The organism is Woronichinia naegeliana WA131 (assembly GCA_025370055.1).
GTDB classification, from domain to species: Bacteria; Cyanobacteriota; Cyanobacteriia; order Cyanobacteriales; family Microcystaceae; genus Woronichinia; species Woronichinia naegeliana.
In genome coordinates this window covers 7,678,811-7,705,632 of the sequence record CP073041.1, presented here as the reverse complement: position 1 = coordinate 7,705,632, position 26,822 = coordinate 7,678,811, and the positions used below count along the sequence as shown (strand labels likewise).

The window sequence follows — 26,822 nt, the reverse complement described above, 5'->3', positions numbered from 1 at the left end:
TAAGTCCAAAATCCAGCAATGCAAACTTCTAGAGGCTTTATCTGGCAAGGGTTTGAGTAATGATTCTCTTGACAGGAAAAAAATATTCTGAAGCCATCATCCCGCTTATCGTTCAAATTTCAAAAACAAAGGATGAAGGGAGTATGAGACTGTAAAATGGAGAAAATCTTAAAGGGCAGGTCAAAAAATGTTGGAATGGTGGACAAAAAACTTTGCCAGTTGTGAATTGGGAGACGAGAGGCTAAACAATCGTGCCTTCTCGATTGGGAAAAAGTTAAGTGAGGGGTTTGGAAAAGCCTTATCAGAAGTGTTTAAGGGAGGAAACGAGTTAAAGAGGGCCTATGAATTTTTGGGAATCCGAAAACAGACTTTGTCAAGATAATAGAGCCGCACTGTGAAATGACAACTGCCGCCGTAGAAGAATATAAGATAATGCTATCAGTCGGAGATACGACCTTCTTAGATTATCGCAATATCAAGGAAAAAAGGGAAGGGTATGGGCCGACTGGAAAAGGAGGGAATGGATTAATACTGCATAGTGCTTTAGCAATTGAGCCAGAAAAAGGACAAGTATTAGGTTTATTATGGCAAAAACTGTGGAATAGGGAGGTAAAAGAAAAGCCCCCAACAGATGAAACGGCGAAGCAGAAAAAAGAAAGACAGAAAGAACAAAGAAAAGCAGCTCGTCAAAGACCATTTGAGGAAAAAGAATCCTACAAATGGGTAGAGGCTCTAAACACCTGTGAGAAACAGGTAGAAAGTTCAACGAGGGTAATTCATGTATTTGACAGAGAAGGAGATGTTTCAGAAGTCTTTGACTCAGTGCGTCAACTCAAGCATACAGGAGTGCTGGTCAGAGCGTCTCATAATCGTAGTTTAGACAAAAATAGTGAACGACTTTGGCAACATTTGGAATCAGAACCGATTCGTTTTCATCAAGAAATCGAGATTCCGAGTACAGGAAAAAGAAAAGCACGGAAGGTTAAGCTTGCCGTCCGATTTTGCTCAGTTAATCTACGAACTCCCTATCGTTTTGATAATCGTGACCCGTTGAATGTCTATGCTGTTTATGCGACAGAAATCGATTGTCCCGAAGGCGAAACTCCTTTATCTTGGATGCTTCTGACTACAGAAGTTGTTGAGACTATTGAGATGGCTGTCACTATTCTTCGTTGGTACACCTACCGATGGCGGGTTGAAGAATTTCATAAAGTCCTTAAGTCTGGTTGTCAGAGTGAGCGTTATCGACTTGCCTCTGATGGAATGAAAACTCTTTTGGGTTTTTTAAGTGTCATTGCTGTTGAACTTTTACACGTTACTTATCTTCATCGTACCCAGCCCGATGCTCTCGCGATTGAAATTCTTAATCCTCTTCAACTTCAGGTGTTAAAAGCAGCCGCCTCTCAAAAACTTCCCCCTATTTTGACTGTTGCTTGGGCTGTCGAGTCTGTTGCTTTTCTTGGTGGTTATCTTGAACATCGTCGTAAAACTCCTCTCGGTATCCAAGTCCTTTGGCGCGGTTGGTTGAAGTTGCATGACCTTTGCCAAGGCTGGCAGCTTGCAATCCGCACTTAACGGGAAAAGTCAGTACAGCTTATCTATTATTTTTTCTGTTTTTTCTCTGGCATCATTCAATATTCCTATATCCGTTGGATATTTTATATCTGCTGGTGTACAAGTCGCATCTAACAGTAACTTTCCTTCATTTTCTTTTTTTTCCTGACGCTACACCCGTCGCTTTTTTTCTATTTCTTTATTAATTTTATTTATTAATTCCATTCCTATTTTTTTACGAAAATGAACCATCATTGACGCATTAAATGCTTCTTTGCTACTATAGCTTTCCATTCCTATAAAGTACTGTAAATAAGGGTTCTCTTTTATTTGTTCTACTGTTTCTCTGTCACTTTTTCCTGAAATTTCTTTGATAATTAATGCTCCTAATGCCATTCTAAATGATTTGGCTGGGGCTCCTTTTTTTTCTGTGAAGTTTTTTGCATATTCTTCCTCATATTCTTCCCAGGGAATCATTTTTGACATTTCTATCCAACGATTTTCTTCGTCTAACTGCCCGCCGAACAGATTTTTCAAGTTTTCTGGTGTTTCAATTGAGTACTGTTGCTTTCGGTACATCTGCTTTCTCTCTTCTTAATGCAATGGTTTTGAGGCATTCTACCCTATTTTCGTGCATTCTAGCGGTTCTTAATTCGCCTACTATTTTTCTCCGTAAAGGTTTCAGCTTTTTTCAGCAAGCCCTAAATAGAGCATTACGCTGATTCCACATATTGATACAAAACCCCTTGACCGTAAGCACTTCAAGGCTTTTGTATCTTGGACTACATTCTGAATTTGGAATTGCTGTCTTGAATAAGGCATCCTCTTTCTCTTGGCACAAGCCAACATCATTCAGGATTTCCATAGAGCTTTTCTTTAATCTCTATCGGGTAAATTCCCCGCTGCTCGCAGCGAAAAAATTAAAGTTGCAATGAAAACCGTCGGTTTGCGAGCAAAACATTTTCCATACCCCGTCCGCTTGCGGCGGGGAAATTTTGATTATTGACATTGTTTTCTGTTTCCTTCTTCTTTGATATAATGACAATAATAATAGTATAATAAAAACGGGCCGATGTCTAGTCTTAAACTATTTTTCTATTTTCTCAAAGCCTTACACCATAAGTGATCATGCAAAATTAATTACATAGTCAGTCCCGAAGCCTTCAAGCACTTTTGTGAGGTAATTGCGTAAACTCTTTTTGCTTTCATACGCACTTACTTCTACCCATTCATATTTTATGAATTTCCATAGTATTTCAATTAAATTTAACTTTGGTGAATAAGCTGGCAACCAAAATATTTCTAGATTTTTCTTTTTCCACTCTTCTATTTTTTCCATTATTTTGTCACTTGTGTGTATTGTTGCTTGATCCATCAACAATACTGTTTTCTTCTCTATCTTTTCACTAAAATCTATCAATAAAACTAATTATCATTTCACTGTTAATATTTTTTTCATGCTGCTCATAATATAACTCATTTCTTACGTTCATTACACCTATTACATCAATTCTTTTTCCTTCTACATCTTTTAATATTACTGACTCATCTTTTTCTTGCCACCCATAAGAAATACAAGCTCTCATTCCCCAGCCTGCTTCATCAAAGTATCTCAGATCAATTTCTCCTTTTTCATCTTGTTCTTTTAGCTCTTTTATTTTAGGTAATTTCACCTCTAACTCCTATGCCGCAGCACTTTTGCTCAGACCACTCTTCATTCTTTTCCATCTCATATCAAACTTTTTTATAGTTCTTTTAATTTTATCTTTACTGATTTTATAGTCCCATTCTTTCTCTGTTTTAATTTGGACATTCTTTAGATTTTTAGGATCCTCTTTTACCCACTCTTTTACTTGTTTTTCTTGTTCTTTTGTTAACTTTGGCTTTCTGCCTCGACCCGCACGCTCATACCGCCCTAACAATTTATTTTCTTCCCAAGAACTAAACCAATTGTAAATTGTCTTTCTTGTTACTTCAAATATTTTCATTAGCTCTTTTATTGGCGTTCCTTTTAAGCTCAATAGAAGGCACTTTGCACGTTGTCTTGTTTGATGATGCTTACTTTGCTTGTAAATGCGTTCTAGCATTTTCTTTGTGTCCCAACTTAAATCACAAATAAACTTCATAGTCATCTCCTTTTTGATTTTTTATATGGTATCATTACTTTTGATTTAGGCTATTATAGCACTTGTCTGTATAGGTAATTAATTTTGCATGACTACTTAACTTTTTCCAACTTTGATCAGACGATACCAGTTCCCAAGGCTGAGTTAATCGATTACTTTTACTCAGGTAAACACAAAAAGGTAGTCAAGGGTATAAACGCGGTTATCCTACAGCAATTCTCAGTTTTAGACACAGCAAGGCTTTTAGGGATTTAAAGAACATTTCAAAGGGGGTTTTGGGGGCAATTCTACACGTACTACTGTGCCTAAAAGCCGGAAGACTCGTAAAATGAACTTGTTAATCCCGTTGAACTTTACCCCATATTACGCGAACTAAAACCTGAAACCCTTGTTACAGCGCAAATTTAGAATTGCTGGTTACCCTATATTAGACCGACGGGCAGGGATTGTCAGTTCCTGTCAATTACAGGGCAAACGCATCTTATCCGAGTAAAACCTTAAGGAGATAGTCCTCGTCCCAACCAGCGCGTAGCCGTTTATTCTTGATACCAAGTTTCAGAGTATTTTCCTTTGTGAGCAAGTTAAGAGCGATATGGCGTAAGACGGCTAAATTCTCAGGAGCAAAATCCTTACGAATGCGACAAGCATCCTCGTTGAAGGCCAAGTCTAGAACCCAATGTAAAGAGTTTTCTATCAACCAATGACTACGAACAGATTGGGATAATTTTTGAGCATTACTCGGCAGGCTACTGATATAGTAGCGAGTCTCATACTCTGTTTTGTCTTTCAATCGTCTCTCCGCTTTAATCATACAGATGCTCGTCAACTTTGCCCATTTTTCCCCACCCAGCAAAAATTCTGTTTGTTCCATCGTCCAGCAACGGCGAATTTCAATCCGTCCATGTCCCTTGTCTATTGTTTGATGAAAATCATGCTTAATTCCCGCAAAATTAACCGATTGAGCATGAGCAAATAATTGTTCAACATCCTCACATAGATTACCTTGATTGCCTTTCAATGCCAAAACATAATCTCCCCCTCGCCCTACTATCTGTTGGGCAATCTTTGTCTGAGTTCCCATGGCATCAATCGTTACGATACAACCTTTGACCTCTAGCATTTTCAGGAGTTTGGGTATCGCCGTGATTTCATTCGATTTGCTTTCCACCTTGCACTGTCCTAGTACTAGACGATTTGCTGTTGCCCATGCACTTACCATCTGAATTGCGCCCTTTCCGTTGGCATTATCATAGGAGTGGCGAAGGGTTTTGCCGTCAATCGCTATCACTTCCCCTTCACTTACCTCCGCTATACTTTTGACCCAATGCAGAAAACAGTCTTGAAATTGCTCTGGATTCAGACTAGCAAATACACGCGCAAACGTATCGTCGGAGGGGATGCCATTCGGCAATTCCAAAATTTTTTTTAGCCATTGATGTTTAGCCTTGCCGAAACTTTCCATGGCTACCCAACCTTCTGCTCCACAAATGACGGCTAAGATGGCAATCGTTAGAATATCAATGAGTTTATGCCGTTTTGTTCGTTCGATGCGAGGGTCATCTATTTCGGCAAAGTGTTCTACCAGTCTATATTTGGGTCGGAGTTTCATCGCTTTTGTTTTCTATGCACTTTTCCTTATTTTCCCTTATCCATCCCTCTATAATGTTCTTGCATCTGTATCATTTTTAGATGCGTTCGCCCTGACCCCTCACATCTTTCTTGATGTCTGTCGTGCTGGACGGACTCGTTGGCGTACTGAGAACGAGAATCACAATATTCTCAAAAATCGAGGCTATCACTTAGAGCATAATTTTGGGCATGGTAAACAACACCTCGCCTCTGTTTTGCTTACCCTGAATTTGCTGGCTTTTCTCTTGCACACGGTTTTAGGTTTGGTTGATGAACGTTACCAGAGAATTCGCGTCCAACGCGGCACTCGTAAGGGATTCTTTCAAGATATTCTTTGACCAAATATCTGTTCTTTGAAAGCTGGCATCATCTTTTAGATTTTATTCTTGACGACTCAGTTTCTCTCGCTGTCTCGAATTCTTCCTAGTAGTCTAAGGCGTAAGTTAAGATACTATTATTAGGCAACCGATAAAAAGATAAATATAGGTATATAGGAGAAAAAGTCATGCCCCGATTAGCCCCCAAAGAGTTAAAGTTGGAAGCAAAAGAACGAGAACATCTAGAAAAACTGATAAATCGTCATACAACCCACATTCCGCAGGTTGTCGAAGAGGAGCACTAGTTCACGCGAGCTAGTATCGGTACTTGTGCATTGATTTCGGGCAAGGATAAAAAATGTCAATAAAGTTCTAAAATGGAGTCTTGTCTTAGATAGAATCAACAGTAAAAATGAATAACCTAAATAGGGTCTGCTGAAAAAGTCCACAAAACGAACCTAGATGCCACAGGAGGCGAAAAATGGTGACTTCAGAGAGTAGTTTCCAATTTCAACCCCCAGTTTTCCAACGACGTGCATGGGCTTTGAGCCTCCAAAGGCCATAACCTTGCACCTGATCGTTTTTAAAATGCTTGAAAGCATTATCTGGCAAGGGTTCTATACTTATTCAGCAAGCCCTACCCTAGTGAACGGATTGCTCAACTAGCCCTTCAACATCAAGCCCAAATGATTTTTCCTCAAAGTCCACCCAGTCTGCTTTTGCCTAAATTCCTTACCGCTAAACTTGCCTCTTCCCCAAGCCCTGATATGCTTACTTTCGTCGCATAGTCATTACCTTATCTGGCATCCATAAACTTCCCACTGTCCAGTTCAGAAGACAAAAAGTAAAAAGTTGTAGAGTCGTTTTTCTTGTGAAAAATGGTGTTAATTTTCCTCTCTTTTGTGAGGAGTGATTTGTGTTGACCTTTTTAGACAGAAAGGAACAATAGATTAAACAAAATCTGTATTTTGATTTGTTTCCATAAGGATAAGTTATCTATGCTTTTTCAGTCCATACTTCCCTAACCCACATTTCTTTCGTTTTTTGACTTTTTCAGCAAGCCCTATTTCGATAAAGTATTGTAAATACGGATTTTCTTTTATTTGCTCTACTGTTGGGTACATCCCGGATAAAGTAGTACATAGAATCTGGGGTAAAATGGAAAAAAACTGATGAGCGAAAAAAGTATGTTACCGATTCCCCCAGAAGAAAAAGCACTGTTAAAACAGCATCTCACCGAATCAGCCCGTATCCTGCGCAAATATACGGAACCAGAGAAACAGAAGGACTTTGGAAGCATCGAAGTAGAAGTCAGAACCCAGATGTTAGAAATTGTGGGGCCAACAATGGGGGAGTTTTTTTTTCAGAAGGGGGAAAAAAACGGTCTGGAAACAAGCGAAAAATCAAAACCCTAGTCGGAGAAGTGGAAATAAGCCAAAAACAAGCCAGAAAACTAAAGGTGTCGCCAAAAATCGTCTTAAGTCCAGGTTTAGAGAAATGCTGTCTAAGAGCCAGTGCGAAAACATCCTACCAACAAGCAGAAGAAGATATAGAGGAGTTGATGGGGATAAAAGTAGGACATAGCAGTTTACATCGCTTGGTAGAACGGACAGAACTGCCCTTAGCTCAAGCTCAGTCAGAGAGTGCGGGGGTCAGTATAGATGGGGGAAAGATTTGTCTGCGGGGCGAGGAGAAGGAAGGGGGACAGTGGCGAGATTATAAACTGGTGAGTCTTCATGGCAATGTCTGTGAAGCCTTTTTCCAAGACCCAGAGGGCTTAAAGAATTGGAGCAATGTTCAACCTTTGTCCCCAATAGTGACCTTTTTGGGAGATGGTCATCCCGCAATCTGGAATGCGGTAGAGAGTTTCGCCACTCAATCGTGGCTGATACGACGAGAGGTGTTGGATTGGTATCATCTCAAGGAGAATCTGTTCAAAGTGGGTGGCTCTCTCAAACGGCTAGAAGCAGTGGAGCATTTACTGTGGCGGGGTTTTGTGAACAAGGCAATAGATCTGACTTTTCCCGTTAAGTGCGGATTGCAAGCTGCCAGCCTTGGCAAAGGTCATGCAACTTCAACCAACCGCGCCAAAGGACTTGGATACCGAGAGGAGTTTTACGACGATGTTCAAGATAACCACCAAGAAAAGCAACAGACTCGACAGCCCAAGCAACAGTCAAAATAGGGGGAAGTTTTTGAGAGGCGGCTGCTTTTAACACCTGAAGTTGAAGAGGATTAAGAATTTCAATCGCGAGAGCATCGGGCTGGGTACGATGAAGATAAGTAACGTGTAAAAGTTCAACAGCAATGACACTTAAAAAACCCAAAAGAGTTTTCATTCCATCAGAGGCAAGTCGATAACGCTCACTCTGACAACCAGACTTAAGGACTTTATGAAATTCTTCAACCCGCCATCGGTAGGTGTACCAACGAAGAATAGTGACAGCCATCTCAATAGTCTCAACAACTTCTGTAGTCAGAAGCATCCAAGATAAAGGAGTTTCGCCTTCGGGACAATCGATTTCTGTCGCATAAACAGCATAGACATTCAACGGGTCACGATTATCAAAACGATAGGGAGTTCGTAGATTAACTGAGCAAAATCGGACGGCAAGCTTAACCTTCCGTGCTTTTCTTTTTCCTGTACTCGGAATCTCGATTTCTTGATGAAAACGAATCGGTTCTGATTCCAAATGTTGCCAAAGTCGTTCACTATTTTTGTCTAAACTACGATTATGAGACGCTCTGACCAGCACTCCTGTATGCTTGAGTTGACGCACTGAGTCAAAGACTTCTGAAACATCTCCTTCTCTGTCAAATACATGAATTACCCTCGTTGAACTTTCTACCTGTTTCTCACAGGTGTTTAGAGCCTCTACCCATTTGTAGGATTCTTTTTCCTCAAATGGTCTTTGACGAGCTGCTTTTCTTTGTTCTTTCTGTCTTTCTTTTTTCTGCTTCGCCGTTTCATCTGTTGGGGGCTTTTCTTTTACCTCCCTATTCCACAGTTTTTGCCATAATAAACCTAATACTTGTCCTTTTTCTGGCTCAATTGCTAAAGCACTATGCAGTATTAATCCATTCCCTCCTTTTCCAGTCGGCCCATACCCTTCCCTTTTTTCCTTGATATTGCGATAATCTAAGAAGGTCGTATCTCCGACTGATAGCATTATCTTATATTCTTCTACGGCGGCAGTTGTCATTTCACAGTGCGGCTCTATTATCTTGACAAAGTCTGTTTTCGGATTCCCAAAAATTCATAGGCCCTCTTTAACTCGTTTCCTCCCTTAAACACTTCTGATAAGGCTTTTCCAAACCCCTCACTTAACTTTTTCCCAATCGAGAAGGCACGATTGTTTAGCCTCTCGTCTCCCAATTCACAACTGGCAAAGTTTTTTGTCCACCATTCCAACATTTTTTGACCTGCCCTTTAAGATTTTCTCCATTTTACAGTCTCATACTCCCTTCATCCTTTGTTTTTGAAATTTGAACGATAAGCGGGATGATGGCTTCAGAATATTTTTTTCCTGTCAAGAGAATCATTACTCAAACCCTTGCCAGATAAAGCCTCTAGAAGTTTGCATTGCTGGATTTTGGACTTAACGGGAAAAGTCAGGGCAATAGATGCGTTTGATGGAGTCAAAAGCAAGAGGGCAAAGAATTTTCAAGCCTATTTGACGAAGCATTATCAGCGTATCCCTGATTACCAATACTATCAACAGCTTGGTATTGTGATTGGTTCTGGTGATGTGGAGTCTAAGATTAAACAGGTGGGAGCTAGGGTTAAATTGTCGGGAGCACGTTGGCATCTTCATAATGTTTCTCGTATTCTTCGGCTACGATGTGCTTATCTCAATCACTCTCCTCTTTTGAGTGTCAATGTATTATCTTAAGTGGGATGCACCCTACTGTTTCTCTATCACTTATTCCTAACATTTCTTTAATGATTAATGCCCCTAATGCTATTCTAAATGACTTTGCTGGTGCTCCTTTTTTTTCTTTGAAATTTTTAGCATATTCTCCTTCAAATTCCTCCCAGGGAATCATTTTTGACATTTTTATCCAACGATTTTCTTCGTCCAATTTCCCCTCAAACAGGTTTTTGAAGTTTTCCAGTGTTTTTTCTGTGTACTGTTCTTTGCGATACATACTGTTGAGGGGAGGGATGCAAGGTTTCCGACTCATTCTAGCTTATTTTCCTGCATCTTTGACGTTGTTTTTATGGCTACACTCTTTTCTCTATAAGGGTTTTAGCTTTTTTTCAGCAAGCCCTGTCTATTCCGTCGCTATTTCTGAGTTTATTTTTTACTTCCTCTTAATCAGTACGGAATATGGGCTGAAACCCTTGCTACAGCGCAAATTTAGAATTGCTGATTGATAACACGCTCTGGTTGAGGAGCCAGGAAAATATTTTGCACTTTACCTTGAAGAGTTTGTCCTAAATAAGGGGTATTACGTCCTAGGGTTTTGAGGTTTGTTCCATCCACTGTCCAAACGGCTTGGGGATCAAATAATACATATCTAGCGGTTGGTTCATCGCTGTTTAGTCCCCAACAATGGCAGGAATGAAGACTCAAGGCTTGCCACAGTTCCAAGGCTGTTAGCATTCCCGTCGTGACTAATCCTCGCCAAAGACAGGGTAAGGCCAATTCTAGCCCGATCGCCCCTGGAGGAGCTTCAGCAAAAGCGAGGGTTTTTTCTTCGTAGGTGTAGGCCCGATGGTCAACGGCGATCGCATCAATGATCCCAGATTTCAGGCCTTGAATTAAGGCCAAACGATCCGTTTCATTGCCAAGGGGAGGAGCCAGTCGTAAGTTGGGATCATAACTTTCAAGCTGATCAGTGTTCCATAATAGGTGCATCCAGTTAACGCTGGCGGTAATTGGTAATTGTTGGGCCTTGCCCTGGGCGACTAAATCGACCCCTCTGGCAGTTGATAGCCGCATAAAATGTACAGGGGTTCGGTATTCTCCTACCATTTCTAGGATGGTGGCGATCGCCGTGGTTTCGGCCATATCGGGTTCACTGGGCAACCCTAAGCGAATGGCCGCCGGGCCTTCTCTCATCACTCCGTTGTCTTGCAAACTGCTATTGATAGGAACCAGAGCCAAGGGTTTTCCCAAGGGCTGTAAATATTCCAAGGCACGACGTAACAGAGCCAAATTTTCTAACGGTTTATGGGTCATAAAACCCTGAACCCCCGCCTGGGCCAATTCCCCTAATTCACTCAGTTGTTCTCCTTTTTCCCCTAACGTTAAACTTCCCCAAAACTGAACTTGAGGCAAGGTCTTTTGATTTAACTGAGCCAATTTATCCTGTAATAAGGCCAGGATCGCGGGCTGATCAAGGACGGGTTGGGTATGGGGCAAAATGCCGATCTGGGTAAATCCTCCCGCCCAGGCTGCGGCCATTAAACTTGCTAAGGTTTCTCGATCTTCCAGACCAGGTTCGCCACTATAGCTGTAAAGATCGACCAGACCAGGGGCCAAAATTAAGTTAGAACCATCAATCCAAACTGTGTTGCTCGGTAATTGGTCTAAGGCAATAGTAGTTAAATCCAAGGACTGAATCCGACCATCCCTAATCCAAATATCACAGCGTTGATCCCTGTTGGTTTTGGGATCTAAGCATCTTATCTGTTGTAAAACTTGAGATTCACTCAACACAATTTAACTTTGGGTGACTCCGAACGCTACCCATTCCCCTACAAAATCCTAGCAAACAATGGTCTATTGCCTTTCTCTCGCGCCTTTACCCCTCTCCCACATTGGCATTCCCCGTTCCTTGAAACATCAGCCAGGACAGGAAAAAATTAACGATAAAGACGGCTAATAAAGAAGTAACAACGGCGGTGGTCGTTGATTGGCCGACCCCTTTTGCACCCCCCGTCGTGGTTAAGCCCCAACTACAACCGATCACGGCAATCACGGCTCCAAAAATGAGGGATTTAATCAGAGCACTAAATACATCCCACAGTTGAAGAAAATTTTGAACTGACTTTAAAAAGACGGTGGGATTAATATCATAGAGACTATAGGAAATAAACAAGCCTCCTGTCATCCCGATTAACAAGGCTAACAGGGTTAAAATCGGCAACATCAAGGCACAAGCTAAGACCCTGGGGACAACTAAATAATCAATTGGGTCAGTTTTTAGCATATAGAGTGCGTCAATTTGTTCCGTTACCCGCATCGTGCCGATTTCTGCGGCAAAAGCCGAGCCAACTCTTCCCGCCACTACCACTGCGGTTAAGACCGGGGCCAGTTCCCTTGCCAGAGCGATCGCTAATACTCCACCCACCGTTGTTGTCGCGCCAAAATGAATGAACTCCCTGGCAACCTGAATGGTAAAGACCATTCCTACAAAACCCGCCGTTACCAGAGCGATCGTGGTAGAAGCAGGGCCAACCATACTCATTTGTTCGAGGGTATTGCGACGATGAATTCTGCCCTGAAGGATATGCAGAAAAACCTGACCTCCCAGAAAAAATGCTGCCGCCAATCGTTCAAGCCAGATCTGTAAATTACCGTTAAAAGGCTGATAGTCGTTCATGGCATATCGCCTTATTTTGTTCCTTGATCTAAGCGGAAACGTTCTACGGAAGTCAGTAAATCCCTGGAAATGGAGACGAGAGATTGTAAGGAACCTGCTACCCGTTGGGATTCCTGGGATGTTTCCTGGGCCGTTAACTCAATAGACTGCATAACCTGAGCAACCGCACTAGAGTTTTCCTGTTGTCTAACCGTATCTGCCGTGATTGATCGCACTAGGGTGTTAATGCGATTAGACACTTCAATAATGTCTTCTAGGGCGCGTTTAGATTGTTCTGACTTATCGGTTACATCGATAACCTGTTGAATGCCCTCTTCCATCGCCGTCATTACTGACCCCGTTTCACTTTGGATTTGTAACACGATCTGTTCAATTTCTTTCAAAGACTTAGCCGAGCGATCGGCCAACTGTCGCACTTCATCCGCAACGATCGCAAAGCCTCGACCCGCATCCCCCGCCCTAGCGGCTTGAATCGACGCATTTAACGCCAATAAGTTAGTACGAGATGCAATTTGGGAAATCACCGCCACAATTTTAGAAATTTCCTGGGATGCTTCGGCTAACCGTTTTACCTTGCGAGCCGTTTCCGAAACGGTTTCTCTAATTTGCAAGATACCCGCCACCGTTCGTTCAACCGATTCTCCCCCTTTCAAGGCGGTGAGAGAGGAGGTATGGGCTACTTCCTCCGCTTCCCGTGCATTTTCTGCAACCCGTTGAATCGATTCTGTCATCAACTGGACGGAATTCAGGGTAACGGCTAACTCTTCCGCCATTCGTAGTGCGTCGCTGGAATTATTACGAGCAAAGGATTCACTATCGGTGGAATTGCGGTTAACCTGTTTTGCCGCTTGTTTTACCTGGGAAACAATTTCGCGTAAATTTTGGATAGTCAAGTTAAAAGCATCGGCCACGGCTCCCAACTCATCGGCCGTTACCTCCGCCTGAACCGTTAGATCGCCTCGTGAGGCCCCTTCTACATCATCTAGTAAACGAATAACCTGACGTTGTAATTTTTCCCGTGCTTTTTCCGTCGCAGAGGCCCGTTCCTGGGCTTCACTGGTAGCAGTCAGAATCACCTGGGAAATGTAGTTAAAACTTTGGGCTAACTGACCCAATTCATCCTCTGAATAGATTCGGGCGCGAACATTAAAATTCCCCTCGTAAATAGCGTCAAATTGATTTTGAAGATCATCAATGGTGCGTTTAATTTGACGAATCAGGAGATTGCTAATTAACCAAGTCACTCCGGCTGCCGCAACTCCTGTTAAGAGAGCAACCAGAAGCAGGGGAGCCTGGGAAGAGGAACCTGTTGAGGCTTTAGACTTATTTCCGCCTGTTTTTGCGTCTGTTTTTATCGCATTGGGGCTTTTCGGTGTATTTTTCCCTGAGGACGATTTTTCAGAACTGACAGGGGCCGGAGTGGCTGGATGAGGAGAAAGCATTCCTGAAACACCATTGACCACTAACACCGTTAAAGCAGAAGTTACGCCAGCCGCGATCGCAATATAAAGTTGTTTTCGTTTTAAAGGAGCATTGACAAACCAGCCTAAAAAGCCAGGATCCACTTCTACCGTCGGTTTGACGTAGCGACTAGAAGCGCCTGTCATCTCTCCTGCAAGACTATCATCGGGTTTTAACCAGGTGACCATCCCTGGAGGAGGGCTGCTAGCGGCCACCGTAGGAGATCCCTCAGCCGCAAAAGCTTCTTTTAATCTTGCTGATATCCCCATACCGAGATCTCCCGTTTGCATAAAAAGGGAAGAATCCGGTAGTTCGGGCGCGATATCGGTTAAGTCAAAATCAGCAAGATTATCTAAAGAGGCATCATTAAACTCATCTAGATTCGGCATCAGATCCTCTCCCCTTTCTCTCTGTTGGGAAGGAGAGATTTGTACTGTCGGAATTGCATCCCGATCCAAGAGCGAGTCTAAATGAGCGGGATCGGTTTCTCCTAACCAGGGTTGATAGGTAGGAATATTGGGATTGTTCTCTCCTCTAGTATCAGAAAAAGCGGGAAAGACTTCTCCGAATTGGAATTGTTGAGCTGCCACATCAGAAGAGACAACAAAGGTCGATTCCCCCATTCCTGGCAATAAGGTCTTTTCCTCTTCTCCTGTCCTAACGATGTTTTTTGACGATTCTACCGTTCTACTTTCTGTTTTAATGACGACCCCTGTAATGCTTTGAACTTGTTCTAGAGATTGCACCGCACAGTCTCTCAAGTCCTGACGTTCAGAGATTTGTAGAACTTTTTCATATTTTTGTTGAGCAATATCATAGCGTTCTAGGCCCAGATAAATATGACCTTGAAGGAGTAGAACATTGGGATCATCGGGGTAAGCTTCCCCCATTTCTTCGATATAGGACGCAGCTTCTTCATAATTGCCCTGGCCATAGGCCACATAAGCTTGTCCGTAGAGGTTGGAATAGTCTTTCCCTGATGCCATTTTGCCTGTCTCCTAATCAGTAGTCGGTTGTCAATGGTTGGATCGCGTCTGGTTTATCACATGGGAAGGGGGTATCGTGAGCCGAAGCGTCAAAGGAAGGATTAAGTAGCCCAGCGAGCCGAGCGCAGAATCGCCACATAGTCTAACAGTCGCAAAACTTGATGGGTTTCAGTGTTAAGTATCCATTCCCCTTGAACGTAGGGAGAAATATGATCAGGTACATTATTGGAGGCTTGTAACTTCTCAGTATCGAGCCATTCCATTTCGCCGAGGGATTCGATCGCCAGTCCTAGAATCGTGTCTTGATCTTCGACGGCAATCACAGGAATTTCAACTCGATCCGTATTTAAAAGGGTAGGATTCCCTAAAAATTGACCAAGATCTGCCACCCAAATGATCTGACCCCGTAGGTTAATTGTGCCCAATAATAACGGTGAAGCATTGGGAATAGGTGTAATTCGATCCGGTGCTTGCTGCATAACCTCGCGAATGGCGATCGCCGGTAAAGCAAATTCTTCCTGGGAGGGCACACAAAAGCGCAGATGTAATTCCCCCTCTAGGGCCTGCAATGTTTGAAATTCAGCCCCAATATCTGACTGATCTTTGATCAAAAAATCTGGCTCTTCTACCATTGTTTACCTCTGCCCTGATCGATAAAACACGTCCGATCAACCCCGAAGGAGTTGCTTAATAGTTCCAATCAGTTCAAGGGGTTGAAAAGGCTTGGCAATATAAGCATCCGCCCCCTGCCGCATTCCCCAATAACGATCAAACTCTTCACCTTTAGAAGAACACATCACCACTGGAACATTCTTGGTTTTAGGATCAGACTTAATACGCCGACACACTTCATAGCCATTCATCCGGGGCATCACAATGTCTAAAACCACTAGGTCGGGACTAAATTGTTGCAACTGCTCTAGGGCTTCAACGCCATCACAAGCAATGGTAACTTTCCATCCGTGATCTTTGAGGATGCCGGCGATCATCTCCCGTTGAACGGGACTATCTTCGACAAGCAAAACTTCGCTCATAAATTTCCTATTGCTCGGCTTGCGAGGGATCCAGGGGCGATGCCAAGGGATTGAAACTGTTTCTCTACCATAATAGTAGTTACATTGACATCCTAATTACTTAGTAAAAACTTTTCTTCGTCATCAAAAATTTGGGTCTGAAACTCCGTCGTTCTAGGACGGCTTTATCTGGTAGGATACTAGTGGTCACTGACCCACCCAGACGATGGAGACATAAAGCCTAACACCAAAGCTTGCTTTAAACGGCAATGGCGAAGAAAAATCGGCAGACTGGGATAAGAGGATAGGGCAATGGGCAGTCCACCCCTAGAATCAAAACCAAAGACAAGAATTCTCGGTTTGAGACTTCAATACATAGGAACCGCAGGGCTTGCGGGGATAGTCTGTGGAGCGAACATAAGACAATAAAACTCCTTGGGGGTGGAGGCAGTTGCTATGAAGCAGAAACCTAAATCGTGAGGTTTAGGAATCTTCGCCGTTCTAAGGCGGAGAGGATGTCAATTTACAAGTGTTGTACCGGAAGATAGGACTCTAGAAGTAGCAGTAATTCTCCCTCACTGAAGGGTTTAGTCAAATAATCTGTTGCTCCCACTAGGTGGGCCCTGACTCTGTCCATAAAAGCATCTTTGCCCGTTAGCATAATAATTGGGGTTTGGCGAAACACGATAGAGTGACGAAGCATGGCACAAATTTCATAGCCATCTAGCTTGGGCATAGAAATATCACACAGAATCAAATCTGGCTTAAGCTGGAAGAGTTGCTGTAAGGCTTCCAGGGGATCATTAAAATAACTAACGACATAGCCTTGACGACTGAGAATCAGCTCTGTTTGTTTGCCCACTGTCCGCTCATCGTCAATACAGACCACCTGGGGTAAGGTAATGCTGGGATAGGTGTCCCAGGGAGAAATGGGTTTGGGCTGACTAACGGGTCGAGGAGGATCAATCATAGAAAGTAAACCTCTTTCAATGTAAGGAGCTAAACTGCGAGCGACCATAGGTAGATCCCGATGGAGATAGCGAGATAATTGCCGCAGAGAGGATTTATTTTTAGCCCAGGTGATTAAGCGTTGATATAGTTTTTCCGAGAGGACGCTGGCCAATTTCGGTTGATCGGCGATCGCAATCATTTGGTCTGGCGATTGAACAAAGGGATGAAACTGTTTCCATTCCTGTACCTGCTTCGTCATTTGTAAAATAAATGGCGAGATTTCAAAGGCAGTGAGCGGGGGATCCAGGGCTGTTCCCATCTCAAAAATAAAGGTTCCCTGTCGTAAACTAAGGAGATCAAAAAGAACCTCTTGCACCATGCCCTGAATAATGTTTCGGGCCTGCACTGGTGTCAAAATATTTTTCTCTAGCAGTAACCACAGATAGCCATACTCTGGATCGTTTGTTGTCGAGATCACCCCATGATCCGAACTCACGAGTTGAATCTGATCAGCTAAATTGAAACGACGTAGATAATCTCGCAACCGTTTAAGCTGGCCATAACTTTTATCCACCGCATAGACGATTTGACCATTGACAAAAAACACAAACCAGCAAGCATTCTCCCCTGGCACTAAAGTTTGGGAGGGTGATTGATAGGCTTCAACAAACAATTCCCCTGTACGCTGACCCAGCTCAATCAGTTGCAGGATACTACGAATATCAATTTCCCCTAGGTTTCCCTGCATAATCAGTCTGATGCTTTTTCTATAGTTTAACTTGACAACTTCTTTAGATGACCGATAAAACCGTCCTAGGGATTCCGAAGCCAAGAGATCTACACTGACCGAAAATTGAGTTAATGTAAAGAGTGAGCGACTACTTCGATCTATCATCCCTCTAAATCCATTAACTAGGATCGCCTCTCGTGCTGTACTTAGCAGAAGTTAAAAAGCAAACACGGAATTTTTTAGGTGGTTTGAAGACGGAACTCAAACTTCTTGCCTGCCAACATAGTGATCAGACCTGGAGTGCCCTACCCAATGAAGAACTCTTGACCTCAGAAAGTCTGGAATCTGTCAATGAGGGAACTCTCTGGATGCTCCAATTAGTCAATCGTCAACTCCAGGGAACGCCAGAAACGGCCGCTCCCGAATTGGTGCGTCAACTTCAGAAATTGTCCCGCCTCTCTGAAAAGCTGAAAGATCAGCAGGAAGAAATCGATCAGTGGAAACAATCCTTGACCTATCAAAGTCAAGAATTGGCCCGTCGGGAAATGGAATTGGATACGCGAGAAGCCGAAGCCGAGGATAAGGAAGCTGAATTACAGCAACTGGGGCGACAAAAACAAGAAATTGATCTAGCTTGGAATCGGCTAGAGTACGAACGCCAGCAACTGCTCGATCTCCAAAATCGTTTTGGTTATTTGCTGAATCTTGCCCCCAGTCACAGTGAACAACTCCAAATTTTACTAAATCGTCTTGCCGGTCAACCGGAAGCTGCCGCAAGCCTCAATGAATCGTTACAAACGGCCCTCAATGCCGCTCAAGCCCAGCAGGAAGTCTTTAACCGCTATTGGCAAGATTTGAGCAAATATCGACAACAAGCAGCCCAGCAGGGGCAATCTCTTGGACAAAAACGGGAAATTATTCTACTTTGTCGGCAAGAGTTAGAGCGTACTCAAATTGCGTTGGAAAAGGCCAAAATACAATTTGCTGTTGAGCAAAATGTTCTCAGCAATCATCAGACGACGCTCCGTCGTTTAAATATTCAACTCCAAATGACTGAAGATTTGCAGACTCGACTCTATCGATTAGCTAGTGGTGGTATGGATAGTAGCTCTGAACATAGAATCGATCTCGGCAGTCTCGAAAAAATGCCCCTAGGACAATTAGAAGAAAGCCTTCAACATCTTCAGTCTGATCTTGATAAGTTGGTTCATTTTGTTAATGATCAGGAAGAAGAATTAACTTTACAGTGCCAAGCTGTAGAGGAATTGCAGATCCAACTCACTCAGGTAAACGACTATGAGCGCATTGCCATTGAAGAGGAAATGAATGAGGAACAAGAGCGCAAACGCATGTTGGATGAAACCCTTGTAGGACAACGCCGTAATTTAAAAGAGCGTCAGGATGTTTTGGTGCAACATTTACGGGTTTTACGTCGCCGGCAAGGAATTGTCGGTTTTGATGCTAATTTGCCGACCATTAATTTAGATCCAGTGATTAATCATTTGGAAGGGGTCAAACGTAAGGCGAACGAAGAGCGCAATAAACTAGAAGCAGATATTCACAATCTTCAACAGAGCCTACAGCAAATCCAAGAAATGGTTCATCATCTGGATGTGGAACAGGCTGATAAAAAGAAAAACCTCGCCCAGGAAGAAGAGGATTGGCAAGGATTTCAACGAGAAGTTATTCAACTTCAGACCAAAGTCTCTCTATATGAAGCTGCTCTACAACCCTTACAAGATCAACTGGACTGCCTACGACCCCAAGTAGAGAGCCTGGCAGATTTATTGCTCACAACCTAAAAAAGTGTTTGACTTGTCATTTGTTTATGCTATAGTTATTAATCGTGACAGAAATGGGTCGATGCCCGAGTGGTTAATGGGGGCGGACTGTAAATCCGCTGGCTATGCCTACGCTGGTTCAAATCCAGCTCGGCCCACCACAATTAAATAGTCTATTTTGCCCGTGTGGCTCAGTGGTAGAGCACACCCTTGGTAAGGGTGAGGTCACGAGTTCAATCCTCGTCACGGGCTTGTGTTGTAAAATGACTAATCGTTTATCATCAATGACATATTAAGTAATGAGACGAAATTATTTACACATGACTTTGATGTTATACAAGCTTTTCAGTCTGATTTTTGTGTAATTAATTTTGTACAACTACTTATCGTTGTTATGATAATTAAGGGTTGTGAGTCGTGTTGTAAACCTGTAGAGGCTCTTTGCTTGCCTGATTATTCTTAACGGCTCGTCATTGGACAGCTTGATTTTTAAGCTCTTATTCAGGATTGTGACCTGCGTTTCTATAGTCTTTTTAGAACACCACTGCTACCAAATCACTACCTTGTTTCTCCAAGAGGCAAAGGATAGTCCCAATCTAATTGCCTCTGAAGTTGCTGAATTTGTTGTTACAGAATGATCAGCATTGGTTTTGAGAGCGTGATCGCATAATTAGCATAATAATCAGATTAAAATAAGGTTGTTTTTTGCCATTGTTGAGCGTAACTGGCGATTAATTCAGCGCGGTCAGTCCCATTAATAATACGTCGAGCATTGACAAAATCAACATGACTTCCAGAGATATAATCCCCCAATGTTTTACCAGTGAAAACACCATTTTTCATACCGTCAACAATGACAAATAAAGAGACATCAGGTTGCATCACTTCATTAGGATTACTCACATAATCTTGATGAAGCTTATCGCTATATTTAGCATAGTTATATTTCCAGGTTAGCTGTACATAACCCCGACCATAATAGGGCGCGTAGGGACGACTTGCTCCTCCATATTCGGCGATTGGTTTATAGGTTGCGGCGGTTTCATGTTGAATGGTGGCCATAATGTAACAAATCTGATTTCGGTCTGTGATTCCCTGGGCATGAGCTTCTTTTGCGATCGCCTGGGCGAGGGCATTTTCATTCCCATTTTGCCACCAGTTTGGGAGTCCGTAGGGGCCAGGATTATTAATATCCTTGGTATCTAATAAAGCTTTTGCAAAAGAAGCTCCAAAAATCCCTGTATCCATAGAATTGAGATAAACGGTTTGGCAAAATTGCTCAACTCCTTGTTCTGTCCCTGGCCCCCACAATCCATCAATATTGCTGGAGTAAAGTCCTAAAGCTTTTAAACGGGTTTGAATTTCTTCAAGTAGTTCCGTATCTTTTTTGAGATCAGCGAGGGAAATCACCAGATTTTGGGATTCCATTTGCTCTAAAGATGTGGGAATAGCTGTAGCAGTAGTCATAGTAATTACTCCCTAAGATAATATCAATTAAGATTTCTTTTCAATAATAGATGATTCTGTCTTTTTGAGCAAGTCAGAAGCAAATCTTTCGCTAAAACCAACTAAAAAGGCACAGGAAAATATAAACAAATTATGACGAATGTTGTTTTCGATCGAAGTTGAAGAATCATCATTCAAGGTTGAAGAATTATTATCTTGAGTGATTAAAAAATCAATTTTAATAACCGTATTTGAGCTAATTAAACTAAAGCTGAAAATTCCCAGGATTAGGCCGATTAAAGGCTTGCATAGACCGATAAAAAAAGGAATAAAGGGATCATCATATTGTTGGTCTCGAAAGTCTATTATTCGTAAGAGAATACTAGCGACGCTACCTAATACTCCTGCTGTTGCTGCATACACTAAGGAATACAAAATACGCCGACTAGGGTTATTTCTTTTAATTGGACTAACTAAATTATCAGAACGCTTAGGGGATGGAAGTGGAGAGGCGGAGGGGGGGGCTGAAGTTACAATATTTGTCTGCTGTTCAAGATGATTTTCCAGAAGACCAACGTCCAATTTATAAATTTCTTGGGCGGACAAAACAAGGGCTATTATCGCAAACAAGGTTGTGACGGATAAGCCTATAAATATTTTGAATGGTATTGACTTAACGTAATAGATATGAATAAATAGATTTAAGATATTTCCCAAAAAAAGATAGCGATCGCAATTAATCTCTTTTTCTAGATTAATCCTAAATTCTCGAATGGACTCAACACTAACTTTATTTGTCTTGAGTACAATTAATATACTTCTAATGTCTTCTAGTAATAAAATAAACTTTGCTCGTTTATCATTGAATTTAAAGTGATTAATTACCCAGGAATGATTCTTTTCTTCAATCAAAGAATTAATGTGATAAATTTGTCGCAATAGAAGAGTTATTTCTAGTTGTAATTCTGGGGAAACTACGGGTAAAACTTCGATAAGAACTTCTCTAATATTTACATTTAAAATATTAATGTTATCTACGGTTTCTGAGAGATTAGAATTTGTCATAATTTTCAGGAGCTTTTAGATAAAGAAAGCGGGTTAATGACAATTGTTTATTTTAAAAACTGATCTGGAAACATCGAAACCAAAACAGCGATCGCATTTAGATTTTCGACTCTCTACTAATAAGACGATTTCGAGAAGGCAATCTGTGAATTTTTCTTTGAGTAGAATTATTAGGGTTGGATTTGAGAAGGCGATCGCCTGACTGACGGACACTTCTTTAAATACTTTTATCAGTACTTAACTTGCAACCTAGACACAGTAAGGGTTTCAGGATTAGAGAGGGGCATTTTTTCCACATCTATAAAACCCAGTCCTAGTAAGGGTTTGAGGCACTTGTGTACGTCACTGAGGGCGATCGCCGTTTTTAATTAAGCAGATTCATTACCAAACGAAGAGAAGATTATGAGGGGATGAAGGAGCATTACTCGGCGGCATAGCAAGTTCGGAGAAAACTAAACCAGGACGGCATAAAGCCCGTAGCATGAGATTCCTGTTCGATAATCTGACTGGAAAACTCCAGCCCTCTAAGGGGCGATTGACGCAAGAGTTGCAGTAACGCTGCCGTTCCCTGTCCGACTAATTGGTAGTAATAGGAGCGGTTCATCAACTCTGATTGACAAACGGTTAGATGAAGCCATCGGTTTGTATGATCAGTAACATTGTTCAGTTCAGCTTGATATAACTCAAAGATTTTAGATTTCTGGGGCGAGATTCCAGGACTGCCGACCCCAATCCGATGGAACAGAGGCGATCGCCGAAGAGCCACATAGGTAGCGAAAAGTCCGCCATAGGAGTAGCCAAATAATCCTGCGGTGTGGGTTTCGATTCGATAGGTTTCTACTAGACGCGGATGCAGTTCCTCACTCAGAAAAGCATAAAACTGATCGCCCGCTGGATGATGGAGATGGTGAAGGTAGAGTTTCACACCCACAGCGTCCAAAATACCGAGTTCCACCAGACGTTGCATGGAAGTCTCGCTGACTCCTCTGGGGATGGGTTCACCCGGTGGTAGCAAATCTCTTGCTCTGAGGGCTAGTTGGTAGGGCGCATCATCACCAACATAACCCACACCAACTTGAATAAAAGAGCGAATTGGATAAATAGGATCCAGGGTTAACAACTGGTAGGGAGCAGTTTGCGGAACAGCCGCGTTGCCATCAGTCAGGTAGATGACTGGATAGCGATGCTCTGGGTGACTGGCATAGTCAGGAGGAACCGTCAGGGCGAACGCATCTAAAAATGATACAGATACAAGAACATTATAGAGGGATGGATAAGGGAAAATAAGGGAAAGTGCATAGAAAACAAAAGCGATGAAACTCCGACCCAAATATAGACTGGTAGAACACTTTGCCGAAATAGATGACCCTCGCATCGAACGAACAAAACGGCATAAACTCATTGATATTCTAACGATTGCCATCTTAGCCGTCATTTGTGGAGCAGAAGGTTGGGTAGCCATGGAAAGTTTCGGCAAGGCTAAACATCAATGGCTAAAAAAAATTTTGGAATTGCCGAATGGCATCCCCTCCGACGATACGTTTGCGCGTGTATTTGCTAGTCTGAATCCAGAGCAATTTCAAGACTGTTTTCTGCATTGGGTCAAAAGTATAGCGGAGGTAAGTGAAGGAGAAGTGATAGCGATTGACGGCAAAACCCTTCGCCACTCCTATGACAATGCCAACGGAAAGGGCGCAATTCAGATGGTAAGTGCATGGGCAACAGCAAATCGTCTAGTACTAGGACAGTGCAAGGTGGAAAGCAAATCGAATGAAATCACGGCGATTCCTAAACTCCTGAAAATGCTAGAGGTCAAAGGTTGTATCGTAACGATTGATGCCATGGGAACTCAGACAAAGATTGCCCAACAGATAGTAGGGCGAGGGGGAGATTATGTTTTGGCATTGAAAGGCAATCAAGGTAATTTATGTGAGGATGTTGAACAATTATTTGCTCATGCTCAATCGGTTAATTTTGTGGGAATTAAGCATGATTTTCATCAAACAATAGACAAGGGACATGGACGGATTGAAATTCGCCGTTGCTGGACGATGGAACAAACAGAATTTTTGCTGGGTGGGGAGAAATGGGCAAAGTTGACGAGCATCTGTATGATTAAAGCGGAGAGACGATTGAAAGACAAAACAGAGTATGAGACTCGCTACTATATCAGTAGCCTGCCGAGTAATGCTCAAAAATTATCCCAATCTGTTCGTAGTCATTGGTTGATAGAAAACTCTTTACATTGGGTTCTAGACTTGGCCTTCAACGAGGATGCTTGTCGCATTCGTAAGGATTTTGCTCCTGAGAATTTAGCCGTCTTACGCCATATCGCTCTTAACTTGCTCACAAAGGAAAATACTCTGAAACTTGGTATCAAGAATAAACGGCTACGCGCTGGTTGGGACGAGGACTATCTCCTTAAGGTTTTACTCGGATAAGATGCGTTTGCCCTGCTACGTATATTGTTGCGCCAGCTTTTTGGCATCGATGTTCTCACCTTTGAGCAAACTCCTGTTCAACCCTTTGGACAACTCACATAAGGCGTAAAATTTATTTTTAATGACAATTTATTATACTAATATATAAAAATACTTCCAACCTAACTCAGAGGAACGAGGAAATGTCAGGACTCCATCAATTACTAAAAGACTTACAGACTAGAGCGACTTATAAGTATTATCAACTGCGGATTGATACCCAGAAAAACCCCTGTCGAATCCAATTCAGGGAATCTCCCTATCGAATTCTTTTTGTTTTGAGTCATATGCGTTCTGGCTCTTCCCTCCTGACTCATATTCTCAATTCTAATCCTGAAATTATCGGCTATGGAGAAACCCATCTCAATTATGAATCGGAAAAAGATTTCAAAGCGTTAATGTTCAGGGTTTATTGGCGACTCCGTGACTTGAATATGAACCATACCTATCTCTTAGATAAAGTCTTACATGATCATAAATTTCTCAATGAGGATTTTCTTTCCTCAGATAAATTATATAATATTTTTCTTTTGCGAGAACCAAAAAGGACTCTGGAAAGTATTCTAGATATTAAATCTCATCTAACTGAGGAGCAAGCAGCTAATTATTATATCAATCGTCTCTCCCATCTTGAACAATATGCCAAACTTATTAATAGTAAAGAGCGTAGCCTGTTAATTACTTATGAGCAACTGCTCAAGAAAAGTGATTTAGTTTTTGCAGAATTACAAAGTTTCTTAAAAACTCAGGCAGGTTTCTCTGAAAAATATCAAGTTCTTAAAACAACGGGAATACGGGGGATTGGCGATTCATCAGAGAATATTAAAGCTGGTAAAATTATTAGAAAAGAAAGACAATTAGATCGCCAAATTTCTCCTGAATTAACGGAAAAATCGATCCAAGCCTTTAATAAAAGTCAAAGTATTTTATCTCAATATTGTCGATTAATTGAATTTTAGGGGTATCAACTTAAGGCGGGACAGCTTACCCTGAAAGGGTTTTAGCTTTCCTCCTACAGAGTAAGCCTTACAGCCATTTTCACGAGGCAAGACCCTGAGCAAAGTGTCCCACTTTACGCTGCTACCCAATTTTAGCTATGCTGACAACAAAAATTAGAATCTATTAGCTTAGCTAATTCTTGACAATTTTATAGATTTTTCCCTGCACTGATTCCAAGTAAAAATTTTTATCTTGCTTGATAAAATTCAGAAAATCATCATTAGGAAAGTAAAGAAAGACATCACTAAAATCTTGAGTATCTTCAGATAAATTTAGTCTTTGTTGCCACTGCTGGATATCATTCTTTGGGAATAGCTGAAGGCAAACTTCAGGTTTGAGTAGATAACTTAATGCTAAAACAAAACTGTGAGTTGTATCACTAATAACCAAAGGTTTCTCTGCTTGATTAATCAAAGGAGCGATCTCTAAATTCTGACCACTGGCTGTTCCTTTCTGGTCGTCTAGACCTGCTGTTCTGGTTTGCATTATAATTGTTCCAGAGGTAATTCCCATTGTGAATATTATCAATAAGATGATAGACCAAAGACTGCGCTGCCATAATTGAAGCGACTTTGAACCTATTTTGGAAGCTAAGAGGTAAGCAACTGCTAATTGAATACCTAAAAAACAAGGGAGATAATATCTGGATTGTATATGCAGTGCTGAGGGAGTAATAAAGTTAGCTATAATGTGAGCTATTGGAACTAAGACGATAAGCATTGTGACAAATAGCCAGACATTTTTAGCAGTATAACGCACCAAGAAATACAGTGAATAAATAATTAACAAAAATAGGAAGAAATGGAGTAAATTTTCTAGCTTTCCTTGTCGATGAAAAAAGTCAATAAAAACCTTATTAATATTGTAGTAAAGAGCAATAATAAGCTGAATAAAACTAACTTTAAATTGCTTATAGTAGCTTGTGCCTTCATCGACTCTAGATAAATTATTAACAAAATTGATAATCCAAGGACTAAAAGATAATAAAGCAAGTACAGATGCGAATAGGAAATAAATAAAAGTTTTAGATAATTTAAAACCTTCTATGACAAAGACATAAATACCTTGCCCAAAAGCAACTATAAAAGAAAATAAATGACTATAAAATCCCAGAGCTAGAGCAAGAAAATAAATCAGCGAGCTACTTTTATGTTTTACTCTTAATGCTCTCAGCAACGCTGCACTAGATAATAAGGTGGTTACTGTCCACAAAGTATAGGCACTTACATTTTGAGAAACTAAGATATGGAATGGAGAAATTGCAGTCAAAGCAATTGCTATCCATCCTGTCAATGGAGAGCCAAATAACTCAATACACAACCAATACAGACAAGGAAAAGACAAAAAACTCACGCAGATTGAGACAATTCGTGCTGATGGATGCCCTCCCAATAATTGCATCCCAAACCTTGTTACTATATGATGTAAGGGAACGTGTTCAGTATTACTCTTTAGAACTTTCATTGAGTCAGCGAAAGTACGTTCTGAGTTAGGGTGCTGGTATTTTCTTAACTCTCCAGCAGTAACGATATCTCCTGTAAAAACTTCTTCAATAAAGTCTTGCTTACTATAGCCAGAAAGCCATAAAATCTTTCTGACTTCATCAGCACTATAAACTTTTTCATCGAGATGAGCAAACCGTAAAAATACCCCTATTGTTAACAATAGAATAATTAAAAATTTCCAGCCGTTCAGTTTCTCGAAAGTTCTGTCTCTTAGTTGATTAAGCATT

At 41.6% G+C, this 26,822-nt stretch carries 19 protein-coding genes, 2 tRNA genes and 5 pseudogenes; 10 read left to right on the top strand and 16 right to left on the bottom strand.

What is annotated here, in order from left to right; translation table 11 throughout:
* Nucleotides 1–187 precede the first annotated feature (187 nt).
* Together KA717_39265 and KA717_39260 are read left to right on the top strand one after the other, a co-directional pair.
* The gene (locus KA717_39265; protein UXE61329.1) at nt 188–382 is read left to right on the top strand and encodes a transposase; all 195 of its coding nucleotides are present in this window, start codon (nt 188–190) and stop codon (nt 380–382) included.
* A 17-nt stretch (nt 383–399) separates the two neighbouring features.
* On the top strand, nt 400–1,575 hold the full coding sequence (locus KA717_39260) for an IS4 family transposase (GenBank protein ID UXE61328.1): 1,176 nt from the start codon (nt 400–402) through the stop codon (nt 1,573–1,575).
* Between the two features lie 12 nt (nt 1,576–1,587).
* On the opposite strand, the pseudogene KA717_39255 reads toward KA717_39260, so the two are convergent.
* The 3 genes and pseudogenes from KA717_39255 to KA717_39245 all read right to left on the bottom strand — a co-directional run bounded on the left by KA717_39255 (nt 1,588) and on the right by KA717_39245 (nt 5,289).
* Nucleotides 1,588–2,133 (bottom strand): annotated as a pseudogene (locus tag KA717_39255) (transposase).
* A 547-nt stretch (nt 2,134–2,680) separates the two neighbouring features.
* Nucleotides 2,681–3,680 (bottom strand): annotated as a pseudogene (locus KA717_39250) (IS630 family transposase).
* 481 nt (nt 3,681–4,161) lie between these two features.
* On the bottom strand, nt 4,162–5,289 hold the full coding sequence (locus tag KA717_39245; GenBank protein ID UXE61327.1) for an ISAs1 family transposase: 1,128 nt from the start codon (nt 5,287–5,289) through the stop codon (nt 4,162–4,164).
* Between the two features lie 112 nt (nt 5,290–5,401).
* Here KA717_39245 and KA717_39240 point away from each other — a divergent pair.
* Together KA717_39240 and KA717_39235 are read left to right on the top strand one after the other, a co-directional pair.
* Nucleotides 5,402–5,736: pseudogene (locus KA717_39240) on the top strand (ISNCY family transposase).
* Between the two features lie 1,062 nt (nt 5,737–6,798).
* Nucleotides 6,799–7,041: a hypothetical protein gene (locus KA717_39235; GenBank protein ID UXE61326.1), complete on the top strand. Its 243-nt coding sequence runs from the start codon at nt 6,799–6,801 to the stop codon at nt 7,039–7,041.
* A gap of 612 nt (nt 7,042–7,653) precedes the next feature.
* Here KA717_39235 and KA717_39230 read toward each other — a convergent pair.
* Together KA717_39230 and KA717_39225 are read right to left on the bottom strand one after the other, a co-directional pair.
* Entirely contained in the window at nt 7,654–8,829 is a 1,176-nt protein-coding gene (locus tag KA717_39230) for an IS4 family transposase (protein UXE61325.1), read from the bottom strand.
* A 17-nt stretch (nt 8,830–8,846) separates the two neighbouring features.
* Nucleotides 8,847–9,041 (bottom strand): transposase, encoded by a 195-nt coding sequence (locus KA717_39225; GenBank protein UXE61324.1) that lies wholly within the window; start codon nt 9,039–9,041, stop codon nt 8,847–8,849.
* A gap of 277 nt (nt 9,042–9,318) precedes the next feature.
* Here KA717_39225 and KA717_39220 point away from each other — a divergent pair.
* A pseudogene (locus KA717_39220) lies at nt 9,319–9,519 on the top strand (hypothetical protein).
* Nucleotides 9,520–9,532: 13 nt separating this feature from the next.
* On the opposite strand, the pseudogene KA717_39215 reads toward KA717_39220, so the two are convergent.
* The 7 genes and pseudogenes from KA717_39215 to KA717_39185 all read right to left on the bottom strand — a co-directional run bounded on the left by KA717_39215 (nt 9,533) and on the right by KA717_39185 (nt 17,337).
* Nucleotides 9,533–9,775 (bottom strand): annotated as a pseudogene (locus KA717_39215) (IS5/IS1182 family transposase).
* 212 nt (nt 9,776–9,987) lie between these two features.
* Entirely contained in the window at nt 9,988–11,289 is a 1,302-nt protein-coding gene (locus tag KA717_39210) for a dihydroorotase (GenBank protein ID UXE64923.1), read from the bottom strand.
* Between the two features lie 88 nt (nt 11,290–11,377).
* On the bottom strand, nt 11,378–12,178 hold the full coding sequence (locus tag KA717_39205; protein ID UXE61323.1) for an MlaE family lipid ABC transporter permease subunit: 801 nt from the start codon (nt 12,176–12,178) through the stop codon (nt 11,378–11,380).
* A gap of 11 nt (nt 12,179–12,189) precedes the next feature.
* Entirely contained in the window at nt 12,190–14,625 is a 2,436-nt protein-coding gene (locus tag KA717_39200) for a methyl-accepting chemotaxis protein (protein ID UXE61322.1), read from the bottom strand.
* A gap of 101 nt (nt 14,626–14,726) precedes the next feature.
* Nucleotides 14,727–15,257, bottom strand: coding sequence for a chemotaxis protein CheW (locus KA717_39195; protein ID UXE61321.1), 531 nt, complete (start codon nt 15,255–15,257; stop codon nt 14,727–14,729).
* Nucleotides 15,258–15,293: 36 nt separating this feature from the next.
* On the bottom strand, nt 15,294–15,659 hold the full coding sequence (locus KA717_39190; GenBank protein UXE61320.1) for a response regulator: 366 nt from the start codon (nt 15,657–15,659) through the stop codon (nt 15,294–15,296).
* A 502-nt stretch (nt 15,660–16,161) separates the two neighbouring features.
* Complete coding sequence (locus tag KA717_39185) at nt 16,162–17,337, bottom strand: response regulator (GenBank protein ID UXE61319.1); 1,176 nt, start codon at nt 17,335–17,337, stop codon at nt 16,162–16,164.
* Between the two features lie 179 nt (nt 17,338–17,516).
* Between KA717_39185 and hmpF the strand changes: the two genes are divergently transcribed.
* The 3 genes from hmpF to KA717_39170 all read left to right on the top strand — a co-directional run bounded on the left by hmpF (nt 17,517) and on the right by KA717_39170 (nt 19,352).
* Nucleotides 17,517–19,121, top strand: a complete 1,605-nt coding sequence (gene hmpF / locus KA717_39180) for a pilus motility taxis protein HmpF (GenBank protein UXE61318.1) — start codon at nt 17,517–17,519, stop codon at nt 19,119–19,121.
* Nucleotides 19,122–19,176: 55 nt separating this feature from the next.
* Nucleotides 19,177–19,261: transfer RNA gene (locus KA717_39175), tRNA-Tyr, on the top strand.
* A 19-nt stretch (nt 19,262–19,280) separates the two neighbouring features.
* Nucleotides 19,281–19,352, top strand: a tRNA-Thr gene (locus KA717_39170).
* A gap of 435 nt (nt 19,353–19,787) precedes the next feature.
* On the opposite strand, the gene KA717_39165 is transcribed toward KA717_39170, so the two are convergent.
* From KA717_39165 to KA717_39155, 3 genes are all read right to left on the bottom strand, one after another.
* Entirely contained in the window at nt 19,788–20,567 is a 780-nt protein-coding gene (locus KA717_39165; GenBank protein UXE61317.1) for a peptidoglycan-binding protein, read from the bottom strand.
* A 27-nt stretch (nt 20,568–20,594) separates the two neighbouring features.
* The gene (locus KA717_39160) at nt 20,595–21,611 is read right to left on the bottom strand and encodes a hypothetical protein (protein ID UXE61316.1); all 1,017 of its coding nucleotides are present in this window, start codon (nt 21,609–21,611) and stop codon (nt 20,595–20,597) included.
* A 421-nt stretch (nt 21,612–22,032) separates the two neighbouring features.
* On the bottom strand, nt 22,033–22,578 hold the full coding sequence (locus KA717_39155) for an alpha/beta hydrolase-fold protein (GenBank protein ID UXE61315.1): 546 nt from the start codon (nt 22,576–22,578) through the stop codon (nt 22,033–22,035).
* A 346-nt stretch (nt 22,579–22,924) separates the two neighbouring features.
* Here KA717_39155 and KA717_39150 point away from each other — a divergent pair, with 346 nt between their 5' ends.
* Nucleotides 22,925–24,052, top strand: a complete 1,128-nt coding sequence (locus KA717_39150) for an ISAs1 family transposase (GenBank protein UXE61314.1) — start codon at nt 22,925–22,927, stop codon at nt 24,050–24,052.
* 182 nt (nt 24,053–24,234) lie between these two features.
* On the top strand, nt 24,235–25,050 hold the full coding sequence (locus KA717_39145; protein UXE61313.1) for a sulfotransferase: 816 nt from the start codon (nt 24,235–24,237) through the stop codon (nt 25,048–25,050).
* A 172-nt stretch (nt 25,051–25,222) separates the two neighbouring features.
* Here the strand turns inward: KA717_39145 and KA717_39140 are convergent, their stop codons facing one another.
* Nucleotides 25,223–26,821, bottom strand: a complete 1,599-nt coding sequence (locus KA717_39140) for a glycosyltransferase family 39 protein (GenBank protein UXE61312.1) — start codon at nt 26,819–26,821, stop codon at nt 25,223–25,225.
* Nucleotide 26,822 lies beyond the last annotated feature (1 nt).

What these genes read in the sequence shown, in the direction of transcription:
- KA717_39265 (UXE61329.1), top strand. Translation starts at nt 188, where the DNA reads ATGTTGGAATGGTGGACAAAAAACTTTGCCAGTTGTGAATTGGGAGAC.
- KA717_39260 (UXE61328.1), top strand. Translation starts at nt 400, where the DNA reads ATGACAACTGCCGCCGTAGAAGAATATAAGATAATGCTATCAGTCGGA.
- KA717_39245 (UXE61327.1), bottom strand. Translation starts at nt 5,289, where the DNA reads ATGAAACTCCGACCCAAATATAGACTGGTAGAACACTTTGCCGAAATA.
- KA717_39235 (UXE61326.1), top strand. Translation starts at nt 6,799, where the DNA reads ATGAGCGAAAAAAGTATGTTACCGATTCCCCCAGAAGAAAAAGCACTG.
- KA717_39230 (UXE61325.1), bottom strand. Translation starts at nt 8,829, where the DNA reads ATGACAACTGCCGCCGTAGAAGAATATAAGATAATGCTATCAGTCGGA.
- KA717_39225 (UXE61324.1), bottom strand. Translation starts at nt 9,041, where the DNA reads ATGTTGGAATGGTGGACAAAAAACTTTGCCAGTTGTGAATTGGGAGAC.
- KA717_39205 (UXE61323.1), bottom strand. Translation starts at nt 12,178, where the DNA reads ATGAACGACTATCAGCCTTTTAACGGTAATTTACAGATCTGGCTTGAA.
- KA717_39200 (UXE61322.1), bottom strand. Translation starts at nt 14,625, where the DNA reads ATGGCATCAGGGAAAGACTATTCCAACCTCTACGGACAAGCTTATGTG.
- KA717_39195 (UXE61321.1), bottom strand. Translation starts at nt 15,257, where the DNA reads ATGGTAGAAGAGCCAGATTTTTTGATCAAAGATCAGTCAGATATTGGG.
- KA717_39190 (UXE61320.1), bottom strand. Translation starts at nt 15,659, where the DNA reads ATGAGCGAAGTTTTGCTTGTCGAAGATAGTCCCGTTCAACGGGAGATG.
- KA717_39185 (UXE61319.1), bottom strand. Translation starts at nt 17,337, where the DNA reads ATGCAGGGAAACCTAGGGGAAATTGATATTCGTAGTATCCTGCAACTG.
- KA717_39165 (UXE61317.1), bottom strand. Translation starts at nt 20,567, where the DNA reads ATGACTACTGCTACAGCTATTCCCACATCTTTAGAGCAAATGGAATCC.
- KA717_39160 (UXE61316.1), bottom strand. Translation starts at nt 21,611, where the DNA reads ATGACAAATTCTAATCTCTCAGAAACCGTAGATAACATTAATATTTTA.
- KA717_39155 (UXE61315.1), bottom strand. Translation starts at nt 22,578, where the DNA reads ATGCAACGTCTGGTGGAACTCGGTATTTTGGACGCTGTGGGTGTGAAA.
- KA717_39150 (UXE61314.1), top strand. Translation starts at nt 22,925, where the DNA reads ATGAAACTCCGACCCAAATATAGACTGGTAGAACACTTTGCCGAAATA.
- KA717_39145 (UXE61313.1), top strand. Translation starts at nt 24,235, where the DNA reads ATGTCAGGACTCCATCAATTACTAAAAGACTTACAGACTAGAGCGACT.
- KA717_39140 (UXE61312.1), bottom strand. Translation starts at nt 26,821, where the DNA reads ATGCTTAATCAACTAAGAGACAGAACTTTCGAGAAACTGAACGGCTGG.